The 22,942-nt window shown below is 62.8% G+C and carries 28 protein-coding genes and 1 other RNA gene; 13 read left to right on the plus strand and 16 right to left on the minus strand.

The features are described 5' to 3' along the window. Nucleotides 1-12: 12 nt before the first annotated feature. The 4 genes from NLY43_RS20625 to NLY43_RS20640 are packed head-to-tail and all read right to left on the minus strand — an operon-like array spanning nt 13 to nt 2,877. Nucleotides 13-1,203, minus strand: a complete 1,191-nt coding sequence (locus NLY43_RS20625) for a vWA domain-containing protein (RefSeq protein ID WP_023712003.1) — start codon at nt 1,201-1,203, stop codon at nt 13-15. 9 nt (nt 1,204-1,212) lie between these two features. Beyond that, a complete protein-coding gene (locus NLY43_RS20630; RefSeq protein WP_050589758.1) occupies nt 1,213-1,473 on the minus strand; it encodes a type II toxin-antitoxin system HicB family antitoxin in 261 nt (86 codons plus the stop codon). A 35-nt stretch (nt 1,474-1,508) separates the two neighbouring features. Beyond that, nucleotides 1,509-1,955 carry a GNAT family N-acetyltransferase gene (locus tag NLY43_RS20635; RefSeq protein WP_023712001.1) on the minus strand — a complete coding sequence of 149 codons (447 nt, stop codon included), beginning with the start codon at nt 1,953-1,955 and terminating at the stop codon, nt 1,509-1,511. Nucleotides 1,956-2,013: 58 nt separating this feature from the next. Beyond that, nucleotides 2,014-2,877, minus strand: coding sequence for a LysR family transcriptional regulator (locus NLY43_RS20640; protein WP_023712000.1), 864 nt, complete (start codon nt 2,875-2,877; stop codon nt 2,014-2,016). Between the two features lie 142 nt (nt 2,878-3,019). Here NLY43_RS20640 and NLY43_RS20645 point away from each other — a divergent pair, with 142 nt between their 5' ends. Then, nucleotides 3,020-4,558 carry an MFS transporter gene (locus NLY43_RS20645; protein WP_023711999.1) on the plus strand — a complete coding sequence of 513 codons (1,539 nt, stop codon included), beginning with the start codon at nt 3,020-3,022 and terminating at the stop codon, nt 4,556-4,558. A gap of 41 nt (nt 4,559-4,599) precedes the next feature. Here NLY43_RS20645 and NLY43_RS20650 read toward each other — a convergent pair whose 3' ends face one another. Next, entirely contained in the window at nt 4,600-5,439 is an 840-nt protein-coding gene (locus tag NLY43_RS20650) for an AAA family ATPase (protein ID WP_023684147.1), read from the minus strand. A 149-nt stretch (nt 5,440-5,588) separates the two neighbouring features. Here NLY43_RS20650 and ssrS point away from each other — a divergent pair. The 5 genes from ssrS to NLY43_RS20675 all read left to right on the plus strand — a co-directional run bounded on the left by ssrS (nt 5,589) and on the right by NLY43_RS20675 (nt 8,747). Then, nucleotides 5,589-5,744: non-coding RNA, 6S RNA (ssrS, locus tag NLY43_RS20655), on the plus strand. A 92-nt stretch (nt 5,745-5,836) separates the two neighbouring features. Then, nucleotides 5,837-6,421 carry a 5-formyltetrahydrofolate cyclo-ligase gene (locus tag NLY43_RS20660; protein ID WP_023711998.1) on the plus strand — a complete coding sequence of 195 codons (585 nt, stop codon included), beginning with the start codon at nt 5,837-5,839 and terminating at the stop codon, nt 6,419-6,421. A gap of 82 nt (nt 6,422-6,503) precedes the next feature. Further along, nucleotides 6,504-7,031 carry a DUF3592 domain-containing protein gene (locus NLY43_RS20665; protein WP_196815260.1) on the plus strand — a complete coding sequence of 176 codons (528 nt, stop codon included), beginning with the start codon at nt 6,504-6,506 and terminating at the stop codon, nt 7,029-7,031. Nucleotides 7,032-7,087: 56 nt separating this feature from the next. Next, complete coding sequence (locus tag NLY43_RS20670) at nt 7,088-7,912, plus strand: TIGR00282 family metallophosphoesterase (protein ID WP_023668734.1); 825 nt, start codon at nt 7,088-7,090, stop codon at nt 7,910-7,912. Between the two features lie 73 nt (nt 7,913-7,985). Beyond that, complete coding sequence (locus NLY43_RS20675; protein WP_286458512.1) at nt 7,986-8,747, plus strand: TerC family protein; 762 nt, start codon at nt 7,986-7,988, stop codon at nt 8,745-8,747. Nucleotides 8,748-8,901: 154 nt separating this feature from the next. On the opposite strand, the gene NLY43_RS20680 is transcribed toward NLY43_RS20675, so the two are convergent. The 3 genes from NLY43_RS20680 to NLY43_RS20690 are packed head-to-tail and all read right to left on the minus strand — an operon-like array spanning nt 8,902 to nt 10,279. Further along, the gene (locus tag NLY43_RS20680) at nt 8,902-9,384 is read right to left on the minus strand and encodes an SRPBCC family protein (RefSeq protein WP_023711995.1); all 483 of its coding nucleotides are present in this window, start codon (nt 9,382-9,384) and stop codon (nt 8,902-8,904) included. 29 nt (nt 9,385-9,413) lie between these two features. Beyond that, nucleotides 9,414-9,776 carry a VOC family protein gene (locus tag NLY43_RS20685; protein ID WP_023700266.1) on the minus strand — a complete coding sequence of 121 codons (363 nt, stop codon included), beginning with the start codon at nt 9,774-9,776 and terminating at the stop codon, nt 9,414-9,416. A gap of 20 nt (nt 9,777-9,796) precedes the next feature. Then, nucleotides 9,797-10,279: an SRPBCC domain-containing protein gene (locus NLY43_RS20690; RefSeq protein WP_023668738.1), complete on the minus strand. Its 483-nt coding sequence runs from the start codon at nt 10,277-10,279 to the stop codon at nt 9,797-9,799. A 50-nt stretch (nt 10,280-10,329) separates the two neighbouring features. On the opposite strand from NLY43_RS20690, the gene NLY43_RS20695 reads away from it, so the two are divergent. The 4 genes from NLY43_RS20695 to NLY43_RS20710 all read left to right on the plus strand — a co-directional run bounded on the left by NLY43_RS20695 (nt 10,330) and on the right by NLY43_RS20710 (nt 12,761). Then, nucleotides 10,330-10,653 (plus strand): ArsR/SmtB family transcription factor, encoded by a 324-nt coding sequence (locus NLY43_RS20695; RefSeq protein ID WP_023711994.1) that lies wholly within the window; start codon nt 10,330-10,332, stop codon nt 10,651-10,653. A 180-nt stretch (nt 10,654-10,833) separates the two neighbouring features. Continuing rightward, a complete protein-coding gene (locus NLY43_RS20700; protein ID WP_023711993.1) occupies nt 10,834-11,583 on the plus strand; it encodes a YebC/PmpR family DNA-binding transcriptional regulator in 750 nt (249 codons plus the stop codon). Between the two features lie 81 nt (nt 11,584-11,664). After that, nucleotides 11,665-12,453 carry an RDD family protein gene (locus tag NLY43_RS20705; protein WP_023711992.1) on the plus strand — a complete coding sequence of 263 codons (789 nt, stop codon included), beginning with the start codon at nt 11,665-11,667 and terminating at the stop codon, nt 12,451-12,453. After that, entirely contained in the window at nt 12,450-12,761 is a 312-nt protein-coding gene (locus NLY43_RS20710; protein WP_023668742.1) for an Rdx family protein, read from the plus strand. Before NLY43_RS20705 ends, NLY43_RS20710 begins: the two co-directional genes overlap by 4 nt. Before the next feature lie 33 nt (nt 12,762-12,794). Here the strand turns inward: NLY43_RS20710 and NLY43_RS20715 are convergent, their stop codons facing one another. Both NLY43_RS20715 and NLY43_RS20720 read right to left on the minus strand, forming a co-directional pair. Then, nucleotides 12,795-13,271 (minus strand): anthrone oxygenase family protein, encoded by a 477-nt coding sequence (locus NLY43_RS20715; RefSeq protein ID WP_023711991.1) that lies wholly within the window; start codon nt 13,269-13,271, stop codon nt 12,795-12,797. Nucleotide 13,272: 1 nt separating this feature from the next. After that, entirely contained in the window at nt 13,273-14,100 is an 828-nt protein-coding gene (locus NLY43_RS20720) for an NAD(P)H-binding protein (protein ID WP_023711990.1), read from the minus strand. Between the two features lie 118 nt (nt 14,101-14,218). Between NLY43_RS20720 and NLY43_RS20725 the strand changes: the two genes are divergently transcribed. Beyond that, nucleotides 14,219-14,860: a TetR/AcrR family transcriptional regulator gene (locus NLY43_RS20725; protein ID WP_023700270.1), complete on the plus strand. Its 642-nt coding sequence runs from the start codon at nt 14,219-14,221 to the stop codon at nt 14,858-14,860. A 184-nt stretch (nt 14,861-15,044) separates the two neighbouring features. Here NLY43_RS20725 and rpmE read toward each other — a convergent pair whose 3' ends face one another. After that, nucleotides 15,045-15,266 (minus strand): 50S ribosomal protein L31, encoded by a 222-nt coding sequence (rpmE, locus tag NLY43_RS20730; RefSeq protein ID WP_023668748.1) that lies wholly within the window; start codon nt 15,264-15,266, stop codon nt 15,045-15,047. Between the two features lie 205 nt (nt 15,267-15,471). Here rpmE and NLY43_RS20735 point away from each other — a divergent pair, with 205 nt between their 5' ends. Then, on the plus strand, nt 15,472-17,274 hold the full coding sequence (locus tag NLY43_RS20735; RefSeq protein WP_023668749.1) for an ABC transporter transmembrane domain-containing protein: 1,803 nt from the start codon (nt 15,472-15,474) through the stop codon (nt 17,272-17,274). 10 nt (nt 17,275-17,284) lie between these two features. On the opposite strand, the gene NLY43_RS20740 is transcribed toward NLY43_RS20735, so the two are convergent. Continuing rightward, nucleotides 17,285-18,772 carry a carboxypeptidase M32 gene (locus NLY43_RS20740; protein ID WP_023711989.1) on the minus strand — a complete coding sequence of 496 codons (1,488 nt, stop codon included), beginning with the start codon at nt 18,770-18,772 and terminating at the stop codon, nt 17,285-17,287. Nucleotides 18,773-18,918: 146 nt separating this feature from the next. Here NLY43_RS20740 and NLY43_RS20745 point away from each other — a divergent pair, with 146 nt between their 5' ends. Next, nucleotides 18,919-19,272: a DUF1304 domain-containing protein gene (locus NLY43_RS20745; RefSeq protein WP_023711988.1), complete on the plus strand. Its 354-nt coding sequence runs from the start codon at nt 18,919-18,921 to the stop codon at nt 19,270-19,272. Nucleotides 19,273-19,350: 78 nt separating this feature from the next. Here NLY43_RS20745 and NLY43_RS20750 read toward each other — a convergent pair whose 3' ends face one another. The 4 genes from NLY43_RS20750 to trhA form a co-directional block, all read right to left on the minus strand. Next, nucleotides 19,351-19,776 (minus strand): hypothetical protein, encoded by a 426-nt coding sequence (locus tag NLY43_RS20750; protein ID WP_023711987.1) that lies wholly within the window; start codon nt 19,774-19,776, stop codon nt 19,351-19,353. A gap of 239 nt (nt 19,777-20,015) precedes the next feature. Further along, nucleotides 20,016-21,047, minus strand: coding sequence for a peptidoglycan -binding protein (locus tag NLY43_RS20755; protein ID WP_023684164.1), 1,032 nt, complete (start codon nt 21,045-21,047; stop codon nt 20,016-20,018). A gap of 1 nt (nt 21,048) precedes the next feature. Then, on the minus strand, nt 21,049-22,074 hold the full coding sequence (locus NLY43_RS20760) for a MotA/TolQ/ExbB proton channel family protein (protein ID WP_023668754.1): 1,026 nt from the start codon (nt 22,072-22,074) through the stop codon (nt 21,049-21,051). A 179-nt stretch (nt 22,075-22,253) separates the two neighbouring features. After that, on the minus strand, nt 22,254-22,874 hold the full coding sequence (gene trhA / locus NLY43_RS20765) for a PAQR family membrane homeostasis protein TrhA (RefSeq protein ID WP_023694587.1): 621 nt from the start codon (nt 22,872-22,874) through the stop codon (nt 22,254-22,256). Nucleotides 22,875-22,942: the final 68 nt, after the last annotated feature.

Here is a 22,942-nt window from a genome sequence, read left to right on the forward strand (position 1 = left end):
TTTCCTCTCATATCAACGCTTGCGTGAGAGCTGCTTCGTCGCGGCTTCCAACCCGGCCAGCGTCAGTGGGAACATGCGGCCGCCGAAGAGATCGCGGATCATCGCGATCGAATGGGTGAAGCCCCAGTTTTTCTGATTTTCGGGGTTCAGCCAGACCGCATTCGGCCATTGCTGGATGAGGCGGTCAAGCCAGACACTGCCGGCTTCCGGGTTCCAATGCTCGACCGAACCGCCGGGATGCGCGATCTCGTAAGGGCTCATCGAGGCATCGCCGACGACGATCACCTTGTTGTCGGGGCCGTATTTGTGAAGCAGATCGAAGGTCGGGATGGTCTCGGCATGCCTGCGCCGGTTGTCCTTCCAGACTCCCTCGTAAAGGCAGTTGTGGAAGTAAAAATATTCGAGCTGGCGGAATTCGGCGCGGGCGGCCGAAAACAGCTCCTCGACGCTTTTGATGTGGTCGTCCATCGAGCCGCCGACATCGAAGAACATCAAGAGCTTCACGGCGTTGCGCCGTTCGGGGCGCGTCTGCACATCGAGATAGCCGTGCTCGGCGGTGGCATGGATGGTGCCGGGCAGGTCGAACTCTTCCTCCGCACCCTCGCGCACCCAGCGACGCAGGCGCTTCAGCGCCACCTTGATGTTGCGGGTGCCGAGCTCGACGGCGTCGTCGAAGTTTTTGAACTCGCGCTTGTCCCAGACTTTCACCGCACGGCGATTGCGGCTTTCATGCTGGCCGATGCGCACGCCTTCGGGATTGTAGCCATAGGCGCTGAAAGGCGAAGTGCCGCCGGTGCCGATCCATTTCGAGCCGCCCTGGTGGCGGCCTTTCTGCTCCTCCAGCCGCTGCTTCAGTGTCTCCATCAGCTTGTCGAAACCGCCGAGCGCCTCGATCAGTTTCTTCTCTTCCTCGGTCAGGTGCTTTTCGGCGAGCCGGCGCAGCCATTCCTCAGGGATGTTGGCGACACCGACGGCATCGGGGCCGGTGAGCGCCTCGATCCCCTTGAAGACATGCGCAAACACCTGGTCGAAGCGGTCGATATGGCGCTCGTCCTTCACAAGCGCGGCGCGGGCGAGGTAGTAAAAACCCTGGACGTCATAGTCGACCAGCCCGGCTTCCAGACCTTCCAGCAGCGACAGATATTCCCGCAGCGAAACGGGAATCCGCGCGGCCTTCAGTTCGAGAAAGAAGGGGAGGAACATGGTTGGCCGTTATCTATGCCGAACGGTCACGGCGGAGTCGCCACCGGCACTGTCGATTTCGCCGGATTGCAGAAGATTTGCCACAGTACGTGGGTTGGGCATGGGCAAGTGCTTTGCGATGCGGGCTTCCGCCCATTCGCGCATAGCCGACGCGGCATCGGCTATCGCTTCAGCCGGGTTTGCGCCGGCCCCGTGGCAGCCGGCGAGATCGGGCATCCGCACTCCCCAAACGCCGTCACTGCCATCCAGGATTCCGACATAGCGGATCATTCGGCTCCTTCCGCGTTATTTCGATCGCGCTCGCATCATAGCAGATCATACTCGATAAACCCTGTCCGCCGCGCGACATGGTCGTAGAGCTTGCGCGCTGTGGCGTTGGTTTCGTGGGTCATCCAATAGACGTTCTTGACGCCGATCTTGCCGGCTTCCTGCTTGACCGCTTCAATGAGGGCCGCACCGATGCCCTTGCCGCGCACATCAGGGTCGGCGAACAGGTCCTGCAGGTAGCAGTTGTTTTTCTCCGACCAGCCGGAGCGATGATAGAGATAATGGGTCAGGCCGACCGCCTTGCCGTCGAGCGTGGCGATAAACCCCTTCGGTTCGAATTCACCTTCCGTGAACAGTCGTTTCCAGGTGATGTCGTAGGCCTCGTCCGGCAGCTTGGTCTCGTAGAAGGTGAGGTAGGCAGTCCACAGCCGCCGCCAGTCGGCATGGTCGGCCAGCGCCAGCGGGCGGACGGTGATCTCGGTCATTTCGGTTCCTCCAAAGCCTTATCGGATTCCGGCGGAATCAGATCGGAAACACCATCGCCTAATCCACCGGCGAATTGTACTCGCGAAATGCGGTTGCCAGCATCTGCAGCGCGTCACGCGCGCGCGGCGCCAGATTGTGCGAATGCAGCACCACTTCGGAAGGGTGAAGCGATGGAAGACCAAGTTTGCGGCCAACCTCGATCAGGCCGGGCGGAGCGACGCAGTGAGCCAGCGCCGAAACGGCAAAGCCCGCCGATATCGCAATGTTGACGGCCGCGCCGCCGCCGCCGACGAAGGCCTCCTCCCAGGCGATGCCTGCTTTGTCCAGCGCCTCGATCGCCCGCACACGATCCGGACAGTTGCACACGGTGCTTAAGAGCGCGAGGCGCAACGGCGTTCCGCGCTGCCACTCGAAGGAAGGTGCGGCGAACCAGCCATAGTGGTTGCGCGACAAGGTCCGGCCAGGACGGCTGTCGCCTTCGCGGTGCACGATAACCGCGTCGAGCTCGCCGTGATCGAAAGCTTCCTTGAGCACCGTGCTGGTATCGATCCTCAAACTGAGCGTCAGCGATGGATCGTGCGCATGGAGCTGGGCAATCAGAATGGACAGCGCCGGACCGGCGGCATGATCGACAAAGCCGAGCGCAAGCCGGCACGGTGCTGACGCAAACTCCGCCATGGCGCGCTCGTGCGCGGCAAGGAAGTCGCGCGCGGCGGGAAGGAAGACGGCGCCTCGTGCCGACAGGCTGACGCGGCGCGGCGTTCTTTCGATCAATCGCGCGCCGAGCTTTTCCTCAAGACGGCGCAGCTTGACGCTGATTGTCGCCTGGGTGCTGCCCAGCGCCGTGGCCGCCTGGGTGAAGCTCTGCAGATCGGCCACCATCACAAAGGTTCGTACGGCGTCCACATCAAGACTGGTCATCGCAGCACTCCATTGCGCCAATCATTCCGTTTTGTCATTTCTGATATAGCCTAGCATAGCCTTTTTTCATGATTAAGTCTCCTCTATCTCAACTTAATCGCGGTTTGAAGAGCGCCTCATGCTCGGATGGAAAGAGATCGATATGCCGATTCAACGAAACACCATCGCGCTCACCGGCGTGTGCCTGGCGTCGCTCTTATTCGGGCTCGAAATCTCCAGCGTGCCGGTGATCCTGCCGAAACTGGAAAGCGTGCTCGCCGCCAATTTCAGGGATTTGCAGTGGATCATGAATGCCTACACCATCGCCTGCACGACAGTGCTGATGGCGACAGGGACATTGGCCGACCGTTTCGGCCGCAAGAGCGTGATGGTGATCACCACCGTCGCCTTCGGCCTCGCCTCGCTGCTGTGCGGCCTGGCGCCGAGTGCGGCGCTGCTGATCGCCGCCCGCTTCCTGCAAGGTCTCGCCGGCGGCGCGATGCTGACCTGCAGCGTCGCCGTGCTCTCGCATCAGTTCCAGGACGGCCGCGAACGCGGCAAGGCTTTCGTCGCCTGGAGCGTCGTCTCAGGCATCGGGCTCGGTTTCGGGCCCGCCATCGGTGGCTTGATCGTGGCGCTGTCGAACTGGCAATGGGTGTTCCTCATCCACGTGCCGCTGGCGCTCCTGGCGCTCGCCTTTATCGGCGCCGGTGTCACGCAATCGCGCGATCACAACGCCCAGAAGCTCGACTGGGCCGGCATGCTGACGCTGTCGGCTTCTGTGTTCGGCTTCTCCTATCTGATTACGCAGGGTGCGGATCTCGGGACCAGCGCCCGCATCGGCGTGATATCAGCCTCCGTGGCTGCGTTCATCGCTTTCCTTGTCGCCGAGAGGGTCAATCCCTATCCGATGTTCGATTTCTCCGTGTTCCGCATCCGGCAGTTTTCCGGCGCGATCATGGGCGCCATCGGCATGAATTTCAGCTACTGGCCGTTCATCATCTATCTGCCGATCTATTATTCCGGCGTTCTCGGCTATGACAGCACGACGACCGGCCTGCTATTGCTCGTCTACACGCTGCCCTTCATGGTGATGCCGCCGATCGCCGAGCGCATTCGCGCGCGCTATCAGGCACGAATTGCCATCCCGCTCGGTCTGCTGACGCTAGGGATCGGTTTCATCGCCATGTGGATCGGCTCCAGGCTCGAGGGCGCCACCTGGCTGACCATGCTGCCCGGCACGCTGATTGCCGGCATCGGCATCGGTCTCACCAATTCGCCGACCACAAACACCACGACCGGCGCGGTATCGCCGGATCGTGCCGGCATGGCGTCCGGCATCGACATCAGCGCACGCCTGATCACGCTCGCTATCAACATCGCGATGCTCGGCCTGCTGCTGACGCAAGGTATCGTTTCCCACCTGCGGGCCACACTCGGCGCGGCTTTGGAGCCGGATGAGTTGCGGGCACTGGCGGAAAGGGCCGCCACCGGCAATCTGGAGGGCCTTGCGCAGGGGACGCCGAAGCTCGCAGCCCTCGACCCATCCGGCGCCATCGTGCATGCCGCGCTGGTCAATGGTTTCGGCTGGGTCATGCTCTATTGCGGGATCGGCGTTCTCGCCCTGTCGGTCATCGGCTTCGTCATCTTCGGGCCGAAGCGCGTCGCGCCGCAGGAGAGAGGGTTTGCTCCCGCGGAGTAAGCGGCCAAAGCCGCCCGTAGCTGTCAGCCAACCCTCGATCCTCACCCCTGCCGTCTGGCCATGAAGGCCAGGCGCTCAAACAGATGCACGTCCTGCTCGTTCTTGAGCAGCGCGCCGTGCAGTTTCGGCAGCGCGTTCTTGGGGTCGGCGCGCAGATCCTCGGGTGCGATGTCGTCGGCGACCAGCAGGCGGATCCAGTCGAGCGCCTCGGAGGTCGACGGCTTCTTCTTCAACCCCTGCACATCGCGGATCTCGTAGAACTGGGTCAGGGCAGCACGCACCAAATTCTGCTTTATGCCGGGATAGTGCACGTCGACGATTTTGTGCAGCGTGTCGACATCGGGAAAGCGGATGTAGTGGAAGAAGCAGCGGCGCAGGAAGGCGTCGGGCAGTTCCTTCTCATTGTTGGAAGTGATGATGACGATGGGGCGCACAGCGGCGCGGATCGTTTCGCCGGTTTCGTAGACGAAGAACTCCATCCGATCGAGTTCCTGCAGCAGGTCGTTGGGGAATTCGATATCGGCCTTGTCGATCTCGTCGATCAACAGCACGACCTTCTTACCGGCCGCGAAGGCGTGCCAGAGCTTGCCGCGCTTGATGTAGTTTTTGATGTCGTTGAACCTGGCATCGCCGAGCTGGCTGTCGCGCAGCCGCGAGACAGCATCATATTCATACAGTCCCTGCTGCGCACGGGTGGTCGACTTGACGTGCCATTCGATCAGGTCGAGGCCGAGCGCCGATGCCACCTGGCGGGCAAGCTCGGTCTTGCCGGTGCCCGGCTCGCCCTTGACCAGCAATGGCCGCTCCAGCGCGATCGCGGCGTTCACCGCCACCATCAGATCCTTGTCGGCGACATAGGCCGCCGTGCCTTCGAAACGCATACTTGCTCCTCGGTTGGTCAGCGCGAGCGTAAGGACGCTGCTTGACCTGTGCAAGGGCGAGCCGGCTGCGACCAAAGCGTGTGAGATCGAAATGGAAACATCGGCTCATGTCACTAGCGCTTGACCGACCAGCCGCCTATATTGGGCTTGGCGGTCTGCGCTTCCCGGCAGGAGAACATTTTCCCCGGGGCCTTAACGATCCTTAGGGAGCTGTCCCTGGGAAGACCCGTGGGTTTTCTCATACGGCGCCCACCTACTTTGTAGGTTCCCGGGATCGCTCTCTCCACCGGTTGTGTGGATCGTCACTTACCTGTATCCGCCCAGTTTGGCGGATGATGTGGTAGAAAACGTCGCTCATGAAACGTCACCCAGATCCGACCTTTTCTATCGTCCGCGGATGACATCTCCCAAAGCCCTGAAAAAGCAGCTGCGCCTCGAGGCACTCGGCCGCCGCGATGCGCTCGATCCGCTGTGGCGGGTGGAGATCGCGCTTGAAATGGCCGAGACGGCGCGCGACCACCTCGCCATCGAGCCGGGTCAGATCGTTTCAGCTTTCTGGCCGATGCGATCGGAAGTCGACGTCAGGCCGCTGATGTTCGCCTTGCGCGAGAAGGGGGCCAGGCTTTGCCTGCCGGCCATCCTCGACAAGACCACCATAGTCTTTCGCGAACTGGTGCGCGGCGCGCCGATGGTCGAGATGGGTTTTGGCACGGTCGGTCCGCATGCGGAGGCCGAGGTTCTCGATCCCGCGGTGATGCTGGTGCCGCTCGCGGCCTTCGACAGCCGCGGTCATCGCATCGGGTATGGCGCCGGCTATTACGACCGCGCCATCGCCAGGCTGATCGACAAGGGCCAGCCGCCACGACTGATCGGCATCGCCTTCGATTGCCAGGAGGTGGGTCTGGTGCCGGATGAGGCGCACGACGTCATCATCCCGGAAATACTCACCGAGAGCGGTTTGCGCCGCTTCGATATCGCTTAAACGACCGCGATCCCGCTTAACGCGTTTCCAAGACGTGCCGGATAGTATTCCGGCAACACAGTCCGAGCCGATGGCGGCCATCATGTTTGTCTTCGCACGCTTCCTGCTGATGCCGTTCGTCCTCATCGCGGTAACGCTGTTCGCGATGGCATTGCACATTTCCGGAACGGCCCTGCACCACCAGTTCGCCTGGCATCAGACGGTTGCCACAGTGACGGATGTCAGTTCCTACAGCGAAGCCCAGGGTAATGGCCTCACCGCGAAAGGCATCAACGTCGCTGTCACCTATGTCGCGAACGATGCACCGATGACGTGGTCCGGCAAGGGAAAGGACATCGGCCTCTACACGGCGTCCAAAGGCGACGCGGTGAAGTTGTATTACAACCCTGCCAATCCATCGATCCTCGATACCGCGGCGATGAAGGGCTGGCGCGGCGGGCTGTTGCTCCTGGCCGCTACTGGTGGGTTCACTGTTTTTTACGTGTGGTTCTTCTGGCTGCGCGGACGCACCGCACCGCCGGCGTCACCGATGATGCCTTCGGCAGTTCGCGTCGCGGGCGCGAGCGCAAAGCCGTCTCAACGGCAGCGTGGTACTTTCGGCCGGCGTTAGCGCCAATCGCCTGGGTAGCGCTTGCCTAGCGTCCGTGCCTCTGGATAGAAGTGGGCATGAGACTTCTCTTCCTCGGCGACATGGTGGGTAAATCGGGACGTACGGCGGTGTGGGAACAACTGCCCGGCCTGATCTCCGATTTCAAACTCGACTTCGTCATCGTCAATGGCGAGAACGCCGCCGGCGGTTTCGGCATCACCGAAGACATTTTTCGCGACACCATCGCGGCCGGCGCCGATGTCGTCACCACCGGCAACCATGTCTGGGACCAGCGCGACGCACTGGTCTTCGCGCCGCGCGAGGAGCGTTTCCTGCGCCCGTCCAATTTCCCCAAGGGCACGCCGGGGCGCGGCTCCGGCGTCTACATTGCCAAAAACGGCGCGCGCGTGCTGGTCGCCAACATTATGGGCCGGGTGTTCATGCATCCCGAGCTCGACGATCCGTTCCAGGCCGGCGAGCGCGAGCTTGCCGCCTGTCCGCTGGGCGAGCAGGCCGACGCCGTGGTCATCGATTTCCACGCCGAGGCGACCTCGGAGAAAATGTGCTTCGCGCATTTCGTCGACGGCCGCGCCAGCCTCGTCATCGGCACCCATACGCACCAGCCGACGGCCGACCACCAGATCCTCAATGGCGGCACCGGCTACATGTCCGACGCCGGCATGTGCGGCGACTATGATTCCTCGCTCGGCATGGACAAGGAAGAGCCGCTCAACCGCTTCCTGTCGAAAGTGCCGAAAGGCCGCTTCGAGGCTGCAACCGGACCGGCGACATTGTGCGGCGTCGGCGTCACTATTTCCGACCGTACGGGCCTGACCGAGAAGATCGCGCCGTTTCGTCGCGGGCCGCGGCTCGAAGAAACCGCGCCATCCTTCTGGTCATGACATTGATATAGTCGAGTAAAGTACCTAACTGGCGACGAAACTGCTCTAGATCGTTAAAGAGGGGACGACCTCCATGCAGCTGATCGAGTTCTTCGCGCCGCATTTTCAATTCGTTGCCGACCCCACCGCGTGGGTCGCGTTGCTGACGCTGATCGTGCTTGAGGTCGTGCTCGGCATCGACAATCTGATCTTCATCTCGATCCTGACCAACAAATTGCCGGAAGCGCAACGGGCGCGTGCCCGCCGCCTCGGCATCTCGGCGGCGCTGATCATGCGGCTGGTGCTGCTTGCGACCATTTCCATCATCGTGCAGCTGACGACACCGGTATTCACCGCTTTCGGCCACGGCTTTTCCTGGCGCGACCTGATCCTGATCGCCGGCGGCCTGTTCCTGGTCTGGAAGGCGACCAAGGAAATCCATCACACGGTCGACCCTGAAGACCACAAGGATACGATGATGGGCGAGACGCTGCAGATCTCGCTTGCCGGCGCCATCTTCCAGATACTGCTGCTCGATCTCGTCTTCTCGATCGATTCGATCATCACCGCCGTCGGCATGACCGACGAGATAGCCATCATGTACATCGCCGTGATCGTGGCGGTGAGCGTGATGATGCTGGCGGCCGGGCCGCTCGCCAATTTCATCGCCAAGAACCCGAGCATCGTCATGCTGGCGCTGGGCTTCCTGCTGATGATCGGCATGACGCTGATCGCCGACGGCATGGGTTTTCATGTGCCGAAGGGCTACATCTACGCCGCCATGGGCTTTTCGGCCTTGGTCGAAGGCCTCAACATGCTGACGCGGCGGAAGAAGAAATCCGGCGGCGGGCATTGACCATCAAAGAGCTCAGCTAGGACCAGCGAGATCAGTTAGCCAGTCTGGCTGGCTTGCCCGACGGCGAGATCGATACTTCGGACATTCCTGAAGCCCCAAAGGGGAATTGGATACGAGCTCACCGCGGGAAGAAGAAGCGCGAATCTGAGCCGGTTCAACGCCCCGGCACGCCCTTCGGATAACGGTCGCCGATCAGGCCAAGCGACAGGCCCTGTTCCAGCCATGCTTTGGCACCAGCCAACACCAGTGCGAAGCCGTCGGTCGAGCCGATCGCTTGCTTGACCTGCTCGTCGACGGTGCCGGCGAAGTCGAAATTGCTGACCTCAAGAAAGGTAGCCCCGTCAGGCGTTTCGGCACCGGGCATCTCCGTGAAGGTCCAGACCACGGTGGTCGGCGGATCGCTCCATTGCATGACGATCTTCTTGTTCTCGACGATCTCGCTGACATTGACCATCGCCGAGGCCCCGTACATGCGCCACTCCCAGCGAACCTCTTTGCGGCTATCCAGCCGGCCGCTACTGTGGGTAAACCAGAATTTCGTGGTGATGGCCGGGTCGACGATCGCCTCGAAGACCTCGGCGACCGGCCGCCTGATCAGCATGCCGGCTTCGGCAGTCGGCGTTTTGTGAATTTCCATCGATGCTCCTTTCCTTGTCCGGTTTGCGCTCACCAGGCGTCAGGCTCGCGCACCATGTGAACGATGCTGGCCGGGTTGGCGATCCAGAAGCCGCGAAAGCCTTCGCCCAGGGGCTCGACCGCGTCGCAACGGACGACGCCGGCCTTGGCGAGATGATCCGCAATGGCTGCAGAATTGTCGGTGAAAAGCTCAAGCCAGACTTCGGCCTGGCTCAGCATCGGCGCCTCGTCGATCCACAGACGGTTTGGGCCAAGCTCGAAGCCGATGGCCGGCGTCTTGGCGGTGAATGGATTCAAGCCGACGACGTCGCGATAGAAGGCGATCGTCGCCTCGTACTGATGTGACGGGACTTTCATGGCGATGTTGATTCCACCTGTCATTTTCGCGGTCATTGCGGGCTCCGTTGCGCTGTTCATCTGTTTGTCTCGTTGGCCGGCTCGCCCCTCATCTCGCCGCGGTAGTAGCCGTCGCGCAGATTGATGCCGTATTCGACATAGGCCTTCATGCAGGCCAGCATCTGCGACCAGCCCTCGCAATTGAGGTAGGATTTCTGCAGGCCGACCACGCCTTCCGGCCAGCCGGATTCAGCAATGGTCACAAGGGTGCCGCCATCGTCCAGCGGCTCGAAGTTCATCTCGATGCGTGTCTTGTAGGCGGGCTTGCCTTCGGCATCGGTGGCATCCCAGCGCAGCACGATATGGCGGTCCTTGATCACCTCATCGACTTCGACGGGCACCTTGCCCCACCAGACCACCCCGGTGCCGGCCTTCAGCGGCGCGCTGGCGCCGCCGATGGTGGTGAAATAGCCACTCAGCTTTTTGGGATTGACGACGGCGTCGAAGACTTCGGCGACCGGTTTGCCGATGCGCCCGGAAACTCTGAATCCAAGAGACATATCCACAGCTCCTCCTTGATTGGCTCGACGATATGTTATAGAAACATAACATGTCAAGCCAAACCGCAGACGATCACGTTTTCAAGGCGTTGGCGCATCCGCGCCGTCGCGAATTGCTGGATCGGCTGAAGGATGCGCCGCAGACGACCGGCATGTTGTGCGAGGCGTTTCCCGACATCGATCGCTGCACCGTCATGCTGCATCTCAAGGTGCTGGAAGAAGCCGAACTGGTGGTGGCAAAGCGCCAAGGGCGAGAGCGCTGGAACCATCTCAACGCGCTGCCGATCAAGCACATCCACGACCGCTGGATCAGCCAGTATGCCGGCCATGCGCTCAGCATTATCGACCGGCTGAAGTCCGATCTGGAGGACTGAACCGGCGCGGCTGGACGAATTGAGCCGATTTATCTATAAGCCGGCCATTCCGACAGAGAACGCCGTGCATCCATCGCGTTGCACCTTGGACGGCTCTGAAAATTTGAATTCGAGTACCCGGGAGGACGAGGTGAGACCACCTCGCTTCGGGATGCTCTAGCCGAAGACGACAGGGGTGCCATGGCCGGCCATTCACAGTTCAAGAACATCATGCACCGCAAGGGCCGGCAGGACGCGGTGCGGTCGAAAATGTTTTCCAAGCTGGCGCGCGAAATCACCGTCGCCGCCAAGAGCGGAACACCGGATCCGTCGATGAACCCGCGTTTGCGCCTGGCCATTCAGAACGCCAAGGCGGTGTCGATGCCGAAGGACAACATCCAGCGCGCCATCAACAAGGCATCGATGGGCGATGCCGAGAATTACGAAGCGGTGCGCTATGAAGGCTATGGGCCAGGCGGCGTGGCGCTGATCGTCGAGGCGCTGACCGACAACCGCAACCGCTCGGCCTCGAGCGTGCGCGCCGCCTTCACCAAAGCCGGGGGTGCGCTTGGTGAAACCGGCTCGGTGTCGTTCATGTGGAACCGCGCCGGCGAGATTTACTATCCGGCCTCCGCCGGCAGCGCCGACAAGGTGATGGACGCGGCGATCGAGGCCGGCGCCGATGACGTCGAGTCCGACGAGGAAGGCCACACCATCTACTGTGCGTTCGAGAGTATGGGCGAAGTGTCTAAGGCGCTGGAAGCCTCGCTTGGCGAGGCCGAATCGGTGAAGCCGATCTGGCAGCCGCAGAACAATGTCCCGGTCGACGAAGAGCGGGCGCAATCGCTGATGAAACTGGTGGCAACGCTCGAGGACGATGACGACGTGCAGAGCGTCTACGCCAATTTCGAGGTCGACGACGAGACCATGGCCAAGCTCAGCGCGGCGTAGGTCCGTGCAATACAGTCGGATGCGAATATTGCTGTATGACGGCGGCCTGCCTATAGATTAGTCAGTTTTCAGGGGGGGCCGATGACCGACTATAAAGAGGCAAGTTTTGCCGATGCGGTGGCCTGGCCTCGCCGGCCCGGCATATGGCGACGGTTTCTCGCTGCACTCATCGACTACCTTGTAATCCTGATCGCCCTCTATTTGCTCGTAGGGGCTCTATTTCTGCTGACCAACGGTGGCGTAAAAGGCAGCTTTTGGCTGAACTGGAAACTATGCCAGGAGGGTACGGTTCACGGTGCCCCGACACTTGCCCGTTATGATTGGCAGGTGTGTAGAACATCAGTACTCGGTTTGCCGGTCGCCATATGGAGCGTGGGTACGGCGCCGGGCTCAAAGCCTGGAGAAACCTCCTCCATCTCGATCGATCTGGATTCGCAAGGGAATTTCAGGCCTGCAGCATTGGACCTGGGTTTCCTCGAGCAGATCGCTCTGGCGTCTTATCTCCTCATTATGGAGTTGAAGTCCGGCCAATCAATCGGCAAGCGGCTCACGGAGCTCACTGTACATGATGAGGACGACAGACATAGGGTCGGCCTGCCGGCGAGAAAGGCTGTTCGGCGGCAACTTATCAAGTTTCTCGGCGCATTACCGATCGTCCTGACGGGAAGCTGGTATGCTTTTCAGGCTTGGGGCACCGCTCCCGGTGGCGTGCAGGATTACTCCAGCCTGGAAATAGTGGTTGCATCCGCTGCCCTCGTTTTGGTGCTGATCTGGCCGGTCTGGATTGCGATATCCATAGCTCTGGGCGACGACCCGATACACGATCGATTCGCAAATACCACGGTGCGCATACAGGAGGCCCAGACATGAGTGTGCCGGAGAGGCCCCGCGTGGTCATCACCTATTGCACGCAGTGCCAGTGGCTGTTGCGGGCCGGCTGGATGGCGCAGGAACTGCTCTCCACCTTCGGCACGGATCTTGGTGAAGTGACGCTGGTGCCGGGCACAGGCGGCATCTTCACCGTTTCCTGCAACGATGTGCTGGTCTGGGACCGCAAGCGCGACGGCGGCTTTCCCGATGCCGCCAAGCTCAAGCAGCTGGTGCGCGACGTCATCGATCCGGGCCGCGATCTCGGTCATTCCGACCGCAAGGGTCACACGCAAAAGGACCCCGCTTGAGGCGAGGTCCTTGCGTTTGCGAAGTGTCATTTTTCAGAGCAATGCGAAGATGAAGCAGGCCATCGACACGATGGCGGTGATGGTGCGGATGTGGTTCCACATCACCCATTGATTTAGATGGTTCGCCCACACGGCTGCGCCATTGGCGCTGGCCGGGTCGACGGCGGCGAGCGCATCGTTGAGCGGCACATTGAAGACCATGGTCACGATCGGGTTGCCGATCAAATAGATCACGGCGCCGGCAAGCAGCCAGTATGAACCGGACTGGCTCCAGCCCATGATAACGGCGGCGATAAGCACCAGACAGAGCAGGCCGGTGCCGAACAGCGCCGTCATGAAGGTGGGCGTGATCACCGTGATGTTGATCGAATTCATCGCTGCGATGCCTTGGGGGACCGGCAGCCGGGCAAGCGCCGCCATGATAAAGTTGGAAAAGGCGAAGAACACGCCGCCGACGACGCCCGAGCCGATGGCGGCGATGATGGTGAGGGTGGGAAGAAGCTTGATCATCTCAGTTGCTCCAGATGCCGGTTGCAGCGGTTTCATTTGCGTAGGCGGAAAAGTCTTTCGGCGCGCGGCCGAGCACACGCTGGACGCCGTCGGTCAGCGTCTCGTTGCGGCCGTCAAGCACTTCGGTGAACAGCTCGTTGAGCAGCCAGGCGATTTCGGGCGGCAGTTCGTATGCCGCCGTCGCGGCGGTGAATTCGTCATGCGAGATCTTGATATAGCGGATGTCGCGGCCGGTCGCCTTGGCGATCTCGGCAACCGCGTCGGCGAAGCTTAGCAGCCGCGGCCCGGTCAACTCATAGAGCTGGCCGACATGACCCGGTTCGGTCAGCGCAACGAAGGCAGCATCGGCGATGTCGTCGACATCGACGAAGGGCTCGCCAACAGGGCCGACAGGCAAAGCCACTTCGCCTTGCCGCAAGGACTCGACGAGAAAACCTTCACTGAAATTCTGCGAAAACCAAGCGCAACGCAGGATCGTCCAGTCAGCGCCCGAGGCTTTGACCATCTCTTCGGCGCGCTGGGCTTCGGTCTCGCCGCGGCCGGAGAGCAGCACCATGCGGGTGACGCCATTTGCCACCGCAAGCCTGGCGAAGGCGCCGACGGTCTCGGCGGCGCCCGGCACGGCGATGTCGGGATAGTAACTGATGTAGACGGCGCCCACGCCCTGCATGGCAGGCTCCCAGGTCGCCGGAACCTCCCAGTCGAAGCGGGGGCTGCCGGAACGCGAGCCGATGCGCACGGGAATGCCCTGTGAGGTCAGCCGCTCGGCGAGGCGACGGCCGGCCTTGCCAGTGCCACCGAGGATCAGGACTGGTTTGGTGTCGGTCATTGTGGTTTTCCTCTGTTTATAAATATGAGTAATCCTCACATTTGCAAAACGTGATAAACCCTCGTATTTTGGGAGTCAAGCCGTCTGTTGGCAGATTTTGTCGAGACCGGAGGCCGTCATGGAAGACACAGCAACGCCCGCATCTGCCCAGGAGCAGGTCGCATCGCCGCGACGGGCGCCCACCCAGCAGCGCAGCCGCGAGCGGGTCGAGCGCATGCTGGCCGCAGCCTCGGCGCTGATTGCCGAGCAAGGCAGCGACGCCATGCGCATGGGCGAGGTGGCGGAACGGGCCGCGGTGTCGATCGGCTCGCTCTACCAGTTCTTTCCCGACAAGCGGGCGATCGTCTGGGCGCTGGCCGAGCGCTACACCGCCGAAAGCCAGGCCTGCATCTCCTCGGCGCTCAAGGATGTCGTCGACGCCGAGGGCCTGCGGCAGGCGTTTTCGGAGCTGGTGGATATCTACTATCAGCTGTTCCTGGCCGAGCCGGTGATGCGCGACATCTGGTCGGGCACCCAGGCCGACAAGGCGCTGCGCCAGCTCGAACTTGCCGACAGCCGGGCGAATGCCGAATTCCTGACCACGGTGCTGAAGCGGCTGCATCCCGGTGCCGATCCGGTGGCGCTGGAGACGACGGCCTTCCTCGTCTGGCAGATGGGCGAGGCTGCCGTGCGGCTGGCGATCTCGGTCGACCGGCAGGAGGGCGACAGGCTGGTCGCCGCCTACAAGCGCATGGCGCTGCGGGAATTGGTGGACGGGTAGGCTCGCACCACCCTGGGAAGGGTCGCTTCGAAGCAGCAGGGTGGAGGCGTCGGACCACCCGACCCTTGGGCCGACCTCCCCACAAGCGGGAGGTATCGGCGCGTTAGCTTGAAGCGACTGACTTTGGCGGCGACAAAAAACCCGCCACAAAGGCGGGTTCTTGATTCAGCGATACAGGTAAACTTTAGAGGCCGAAGCCTTCGAAGCGCTTCTTGAACTTCGACAGGCGACCGCCGCGGTCGAGCAGGGTCTGCTGGCCGCCGGTCCAGGCCGGGTGCGTGGTCGGGTCGATATCGAGGTTCATCGTATCGCCTTCCTTGCCCCAGGTCGAACGGGTCGAGTATTCTGTGCCATCGGTCATGACGACCTTGATGGTGTGGTAGTCGGGATGGATATCGGCCTTCATTGTCGTGCTTCCTGGCTTGTGGCGCTACAGACGGGCCCGCGGCCTGCGTCGATGCGCCCCTTTTTAAAACTCGAAGCCGCAGCTATTGAAAAGCCACGGCTTCTAAAACGGTCGGCGAGCCTATACATCAGCCGGAATTGAATCACAAGGCCACGGCAGGCGCATATTGAACGCGCCCACCTGGAAGCGGCCAGAGGAAACGGTCATGGCGGACATCAGCGGCGAGCAAGACGGGCGCAGGCGCTCGCTCGGGCCGCTCAGGCGCCTGTATCCCTATATATTCCGCTACCGCAAACTGGTCATAGGCGCCCTCATTTCGCTCGCCATCGCCGCGGCGACGACGCTGGCGCTGCCGCTGGCCGTGCGGCGCATGATCGACCACGGTTTCAGTGCTTCCGGCACCGTCTTCATCGCCGAATATTTCGCCGCCCTGGTTGCGATGGCAGCCATTCTGGCGGCGGCGTCGGCCGGACGCTACTACTTCGTCATCACGCTCGGCGAGCGGGTCGTCGCCGACATCCGCAGCGACGTGTTTTCGCATGTCACGACGCTTTCGCCGTCCTTCTTCGACACCGCGCAATCGGGCGAGATCGTCTCGCGGCTTGCCGCCGACACGACGCAGGTGAAATCCGCCGTCGGCGCCACCGCCTCGGTGGCGCTGCGCAACGTCATCCTCGGCCTTGGCGCGGTGGCGATGATGGTCGTCACCAGCCCGAAACTGTCGGGCCTGGTGATCGCGGCCATTCCGCTCATCGTGCTGCCGCTGGTCGCGTTCGGCCGTTCGGTGAGGCGCCGGTCACGGCAGGCGCAGGACACGCTGGCGCAAGCGACCGCCTATGCCAGCGAGCAGATCGGCGCGGTGCGTACGTTGCAGGCGTTCACCAACGAGACGCTGGTCACCGGGCGGTTCTCGGCCGCGGTGGAAGCCGCCTTCCAGGCGGCGCGCTCGTCGATCTTCTCCCGCTCGCTGCTCACCTTCTTTGCCATCTTCATGATCTTTTCCTCGGTCGTGGCGGTGTTGTGGTTCGGCTCGCGTGACGTGCTTGCCGGCACGATGTCGCCCGGCACGCTCGGCCAGTTCCTGCTTTACTCCGTGTTTGCCGCAGGCGCGCTGGGCGCACTGTCGGAAGTCTGGGGCGAGCTTGCCCAGGCGGCGGGTGCGGCCGAAAGGCTGACCGAGATACTCGACGAGACGCCGGCGATTCAACCGCCGGCCAATCCGCTGCCGCTGCCCGCCAAAGCGACAGGCGCGATCAGTTTCGACGACGTCTCCTTCTCCTACCCGGCAAGGCCGGACCGTGCCGCCGTCCACGGCTTGAGTTTTCAGGTCAAGCCCGGCGAGACGGTGGCGATCGTCGGCCCGTCGGGCGCCGGAAAGAGCACCGTCTTTTCGCTGATCCTGCGCTTCTACGATCCCGAAACCGGCCGCATCGCCATTGACGGCGTCGACGTGCGCGAAGCCGATCCGGCTGAAGTGCGGGAGCGCATTGCGATCGTGCCGCAGGATGTCACCATCTTTGCGGCAAGCGCGCGCGACAATATCGGCTTTGGCCGGCCGGGCGCGACGAATGCCGAGATCGAGGCCGCCGCCAGGGACGCGCTGGCCGACGAGTTCATCCTCAGGCTCGACAAGGGCTACGACAGCCAGGTCGGCGAGCGCGGTGTGACCTTGTCCGGCGGCCAGCGCCAGCGCGTGGCGATCGCCCGCGCCATCCTGCGCGACGCGCCGATCCTGCTGCTCGACGAGGCCACGTCGGCGCTCGACGCCGAAAGCGAAACGCTGGTGCAGACGGCGCTGGAACGGCTGATGCAGGGCCGCACCACCATCGTCATCGCCCACCGGCTGGCGACCGTGCTGAAGGCCGACCGCATCCTGGTCATGGATGGCGGCCGCATCGTCGAGGAAGGCACGCACCAGAGCCTGGTCGCCAAGGGCGGAATCTATGCAAGGCTGGCCAAGCTGCAGTTCGAAACCGGAGCAAGCGCCTTCAGGGGTGCCGCGGAGTAGCAACCCGCAATCAGGCGGGACCATACCGCTTGCGGAGATGCTCGGTGAAATGCGCGGCATTCAGTTTCTCGCCGGTGGCGCGCTCAAGCAGTTCGGGCGTCGACCAGCGCGATCCCTGCGACCAGATCTTGTCGCGGCGCCAGTCATTGATGGCGGCGAAATTGCCCCTGGCGAGATCGCTGTCGGCTGAAGGATGGTCGCGCGTCAGCGCAGCCCATTGCTGCGCCGCCATCATGGCGCCCAGCGTATAGGACGGGAAATAGCCGAAGGCGGCGCCTGGCCAATGCACGTCCTGCATCGGTCCGTCGGCTGGGTTGTCGATGGTCGAAAGGCCAAGATACTCCCGCATCTTAGCGTCCCAGGCTTCGGGCAGGTCGGCCGCCTGCAGCCGCCCCGAGACCAGCTCCTGCTCCAACTCGTAGCGCAGGATGACATGCAGCGGGTAGCTTACCTCGTCCGCGTCGACGCGGATCAGGCCGCGCTCGACCCGGTGCACATGCGGCAGGATGTCGTCGAGCGACCAGGCTTCGCCGAGATGCTTTTCGACCACGGGCAGCGCCCAGCGCCAGAATTCGGGGTTGCGGCCGACCTGTTTCTCGACGAACAGGCTCTGGCTTTCATGCACCGCCATGCCGCGCGCCTTGCCGAGCGGCCAGTGCGCCCAGGCCTTCGGCAGGTTCTGCTCGTAGAGCGCATGGCCGGTCTCGTGCAGCACGCCCATCAAGGCCGACAGGAAGTCGGACGTTTTGTAGCGGGTGGTGATGCGCACGTCGCTCGGCACGCCGCCGCAGAAGGGATGGTGCGATACGGACAGAGAACCGTGGGTGAGGTCGAAGCCGACCGAAGCCATCATGGCGAGACCAAGCTCGCGCTGCCGGTCGATCGCATAGCTGCCGGAGAGCGGCTTCACGGGATGCTTGGCCAGGCGCGCTTCCTGCGCGGCCAGGGCTTCCGGCACGAAGCCCTTCAGGAATGTCTTCAGCTCGGTGAAGACCGGCGTGATGTCGGCGGCGCGGTTGCCAGGATCGTATTGCTCCATCAGCGCGTCGTAGGGATCGAGGCCGAGCGCGTCGGCGCGCAGGGCGGCTTCCTCGCGCACCAGCGCGATGACACCTTCGAGCGCCGGCAGGAATCCGGCCCAGTCGTTCTTGCCGCGCAGGTCGCGCCAGAGTTGCTCCGAGCGCATGCGCGCTACCGTCTGGCGCTCGACGAATTCGACCGGCAGGCAGGTCAGGTTGGTGTATTGCCGGCGCAACTCCCGGACCGCCGCTTGCTGCTCCTCGTTGAGCGCTTCAGCTTCTGCAGCGGCGAGCCAGTCGGCGATCTCCGGCGCCGTTGCCCTGATATGCAGCATGCCGGCAAGGGAAGCCATCGCTTCGGCGCGCTTCTCGCCGCCGCCGACGGCCATGTGGGTCGCCTCGTCGGCGCCGAGGATAGCGAGCGCATGTTCCAGCGCTTCGAGCTTGTGGCCGAGATCATCGAGCTTCTGAAAAGACATGGCAGGTTCCGCGTTTTGGACCGCGGGAAAAGATACCAACGCGCCAGGATTGGCAACCCTCAAAGGTGGCTATGCAGCTTGCGCCGATGAGCTTGTGCGTGGAATGCTGGCTGACGGTGGAACACCGCCATGGAGGGGAGACTAAGATGATCGGCAATATCCTGGTCGGGCTGGTGGCCCTGATCCACCTCTATATCGTCTATCTGGAGATGGTGGCGTGGGACACACCGCGCGGGCACAGGGCGTTCAACCTCAAGCCGGACTTCGCCAGCGCATCGAAGGTGCTCGCCGCCAATCAGGGGCTCTACAACGCCTTCCTTGCCGCCGGGCTGATCTGGGGCCTCTATCTCGGCGCGGCGGGATTCCAGATCAAGGTGTTCTTCCTGCTTTGCATCGCCGTCGCCGGGCTCTATGGCGCGGCGACTGCCAGCCGGAAGATCCTGTATGTTCAGACCGTGCCGGCGGTGCTGGCCCTCGCTGCGCTGTGGCTGGGCTGGTGACAAAAAAGACGCCCTCGGAGCCAGATCCGGGGGCGTCAGACAGTCCCTTCCTCATTCCTGGAGATATCAGAGCGGATCTCAGCCGTTCGGATAATTTCCGCCGTCGGAGCCATCACCGATCATGAAGCCGCTGCCGGTGTCGGACATCAGCCTCTGATCGACATTGTCGAGGCGGCGCAGCAGATCGTGATATTGCGCGGCCGGGATCCGGCCATGGTCCGAAGCGGCGACCCGTTCGGCGGCCTGGCCGATATGCGCCGCACGCAGATGCAGCCGCTGCGCTTCCGAGGTCGAGATGCCCTTCGTTTCGCGTGCATCCGTGATGCCCTGTTCGACGCCCCGCACCTGCTCGATCAGGCCGGTCACGCGCGGAGCGGTCATGTCGGTCGGGTCGCTGGCGTCGAGGGCGCCCTTGTGATGTCCGGCGGCATAGGCGCCGGCGAGTGGAACAGTGATCAGAAGTGTCGTGAGGGTTGCGGTCCTGAGAGTCTTCAAAGAGCGCACGATGTGCGTCTCCTCCTGCTGTGGAAGGGGCAAGCGCTTTCGCTCCGCCTTCCGGAAGCGGGCCGTCCGGTTCCGTCGCGTCGCGATGGGAGGCATCGCCGGCGGTTCTCGGCCCTGCGCGTCAAAGTAGGAGCCCGGAAACGCGAAGTGTAATTAAAGAAAGATAATGTTTTCAGGCCTTGCCGACCTGGCGTTGCGCCCTAGAGTTGATCCGGCAAACAATTTCGCGTGACTGAAAATCACCGTTCGGTGAGCTTCAGTTCAATGCGTCGGTTCTTGTTGCGGGCGTCTTCGGTGTCGGCGGGGTCGAGCGGCTGGAATTCGCCGAAGCCAGCCGCAACCAGCCGGTTGGCGGGGACGCCGTTCTCGATCAGGAACTTGACCACCGAGGTCGAACGCGCCGTCGACAATTCCCAATTGTCGCGATAGCGGCCGGCGCCGGACAGCGGCTTGTTGTCGGTGTGGCCGTCGACGCGCAGCACCCAGTTGATCTCGGGCGGGATTTCCTTTTGCAACTCGATGATGGCATCGGCGAGCTTCTTCATCTCGACTTTGCCGGCATCGTTGATCACTTCCGACCCGGTCGGGAACAGAACTTCCGACTGGAAGACGAAGCGGTCGCCGACGATGCGGATGTTCTCGCGGTCGGCGAGGATTTCGCGCAGGCGGCCGAAGAAGTCGGAGCGATAGCGGTTCAGCTCCTGCACGCGCTGCGCCAGCGCGACGTTGAGCCGACGGCCGAGATCGGCGATCTTGGTGTTGGAATCGCGGTCGCGCGTTTCAGAGACGTTGAGGGCATCCTCGAGCGCGCCGATCTGCTTGCGCAGCGCCGCGATCTGCTGGTTGAGGATCTCGACCTGGCTCAGCGCCTGCTGGCTGATCTGGCGCTGGCTGTCGAGTTCGCCGCCGAGTTCCGCGGCGCGCTGGGTGGCGGCGTCGCCGGCGCCGGCACCTTGCGCCAGCAGCTGCTCGAGCCGGCTCTTCTCAGCTTCGGCGGCCGACAGCGACGCCTGCAGATTGGCCAGCGAATCGTCCTTGTCCTGCGCGCTCGAGCGCTCCAGCGCCAGCAACTGCGTCAGTTCGTTGATCTGCGAGTTGAGGCGCGTGAGCGCCGTATCCTTGCCGGAGAGTTCGCGTCCGAGCAGGAACTGCGCCAGCACGAAAACGGTGAGCAGGAACATGATGGCGAGCAGCAGCGTCGACAGCGCGTCGACGAAGCCCGGCCAATAGTCGATCCGGCGATCGGTGCGCCGGCCCCTGGCGAGAGCCATGCTAGTGGACCCCGGGTTTCTTCAGCGCGTCGGCGATCTTTTCCAGCGTGTTGCGCATCGCCTTCTGCTCGTCCGACTGGGCCTCGACCCAGTCGCGCATGATCTGCTGCTCGGAGCGCATGTTCTTGACCAGGCCGGAAATGCCGTCGGCGAGATTGGCCATGGCGGTGGCGACGCGCGGATTGGAGCCGCCGCCGCTTTCCTGCATGCTGCGCAGCCGTTCCGACAGGACCCGGATCTCGTCGGAGGATTCAGTCTTGGCCGGGTCGGCGACGGCGATGTCGGAGGAGAGATCGGTGACCGAGGAGAGCCAGTTTTCCAGCTCGGTATAGAAGCGGGTCTGCGCGCGGCCGGCCTGCAGGTCGAGGAAGCCTAGCACCAGCGACCCGGAAAGGCCGAACAGCGAGGACGAAAAGGCCGTACCCATGCCGGCCAGCGGCGCCGACAGCCCCTGCTTCAGCGAATCGAGCACGGCGGCGGCGTCGCCGGTGCCGGGATCGAGCGATTCGATGGTTTCGCGGATCGAGCCGATGGTGTTGAGCAGGCCCCAGAAGGTGCCGAGCAGACCGAGGAACACCAGCAACCCGACGAGATAGCGCGAGGTGTCGCGGCTTTCGTCGAGGCGGGTGGCGATCGAATCCAGCATGGTGCGCATCGAAGACGTCGAGAAGGCGACCGTCGAGGAGCGGCCGATCATCGCCTTCATCGGCGCCAGCAGCACCGGCTCGGTGGTTTCGGAACCGGCGCGGAAGGAATTGACCCAGCGCACTTCGCGAAACAGTCGTCCGACCTGGGCGAAGGCAAGCAGGATGCCGACCACAAGGACGCCGACGATCAGGCCGTTGAGGCCGGGATTGCTCCCGAAAGCGGTCGAGATCTGGCGGGTGAGGATGGCGGCGATGAAGGCGACGATGACCAGGAAGATGACCATGGTCAGGAGGAAGACCTGCGGGCTCGACAGTTTGTGCGGATCGTACATCAGGACATCAGAACGCCTGCCCACGCCGAAGGATCTGAGAAAAGCCATCCGTGCCCCGTTTCCGATGCTCTATTTGCCTTGACGCAATTCCGAACGGGAAGCCGCTCATACTTCCCTGGAACCGCTCCAGTGCCGCCGATCACGTAATTCGCGACTCTAAACGGAATTGTGACCAAATTGAATGGCGCTTGGCAATATTGCCCGACTGTCGGGCCGCACCACGCCGTTCAGAGGCGGTTGACGACCAGGCAGTCGACCATGGCGGCAAGATGCAGCCCGGCGCCGGTGACGACAAAGCCGTGCCAGAGGGCATTGTGAAAGCGCAGGCGTTTCCAGGCGAAGAAGATGACGCCGCAGGAGTACACGATGCCGCCGGCGACAATCAGCGCGATCGAGGTCGTCGGCAACGTCGCCACCAGCGGCTTGACCAGGACGACGCCGCTCCAGCCGATGGCGAGATAGAAGACAATGGCCAGACGATCGAAGCGGCCGGGCAGGAACACTTTCATGGCAATGCCGGTCAAAGCAGCGGTCCAGACAAGGACAATCATCGGCAGCGCCAGCGGCGAGCCGTCGAGCTGGGCCAGAAAGGGCGTGTAGGTCGCGGCGATCAGGAGATAGATCGCCGCATGATCGAAGCGCCGCAAGATCCACTTCGCCGGCGACGTCACCGGCCACAGATTGTAGGTCAGCGAAATCGACAGCACAGTCAGCAGCGACACCACGAAGAAGGCGGCGGCGATGTATTCGCCGGGACCGGCATGGAAGGCGGCCAGCGCCAGCAACGCCGAGCCGGCGGCTATCGCCAGCACGATGCCGACCGCATGGACGATGCCATCGGCGATCATCTCCGCACGCGAGTAGTGCCAACGCCCGACATAAGGGATTTCAACTGGCTGGTCTGGCTGCGCTTCTC

The organism is Mesorhizobium sp. C416B (genome assembly GCF_030323165.1).
In the GTDB taxonomy this organism is placed as follows: domain Bacteria; phylum Pseudomonadota; class Alphaproteobacteria; order Rhizobiales; family Rhizobiaceae; genus Mesorhizobium.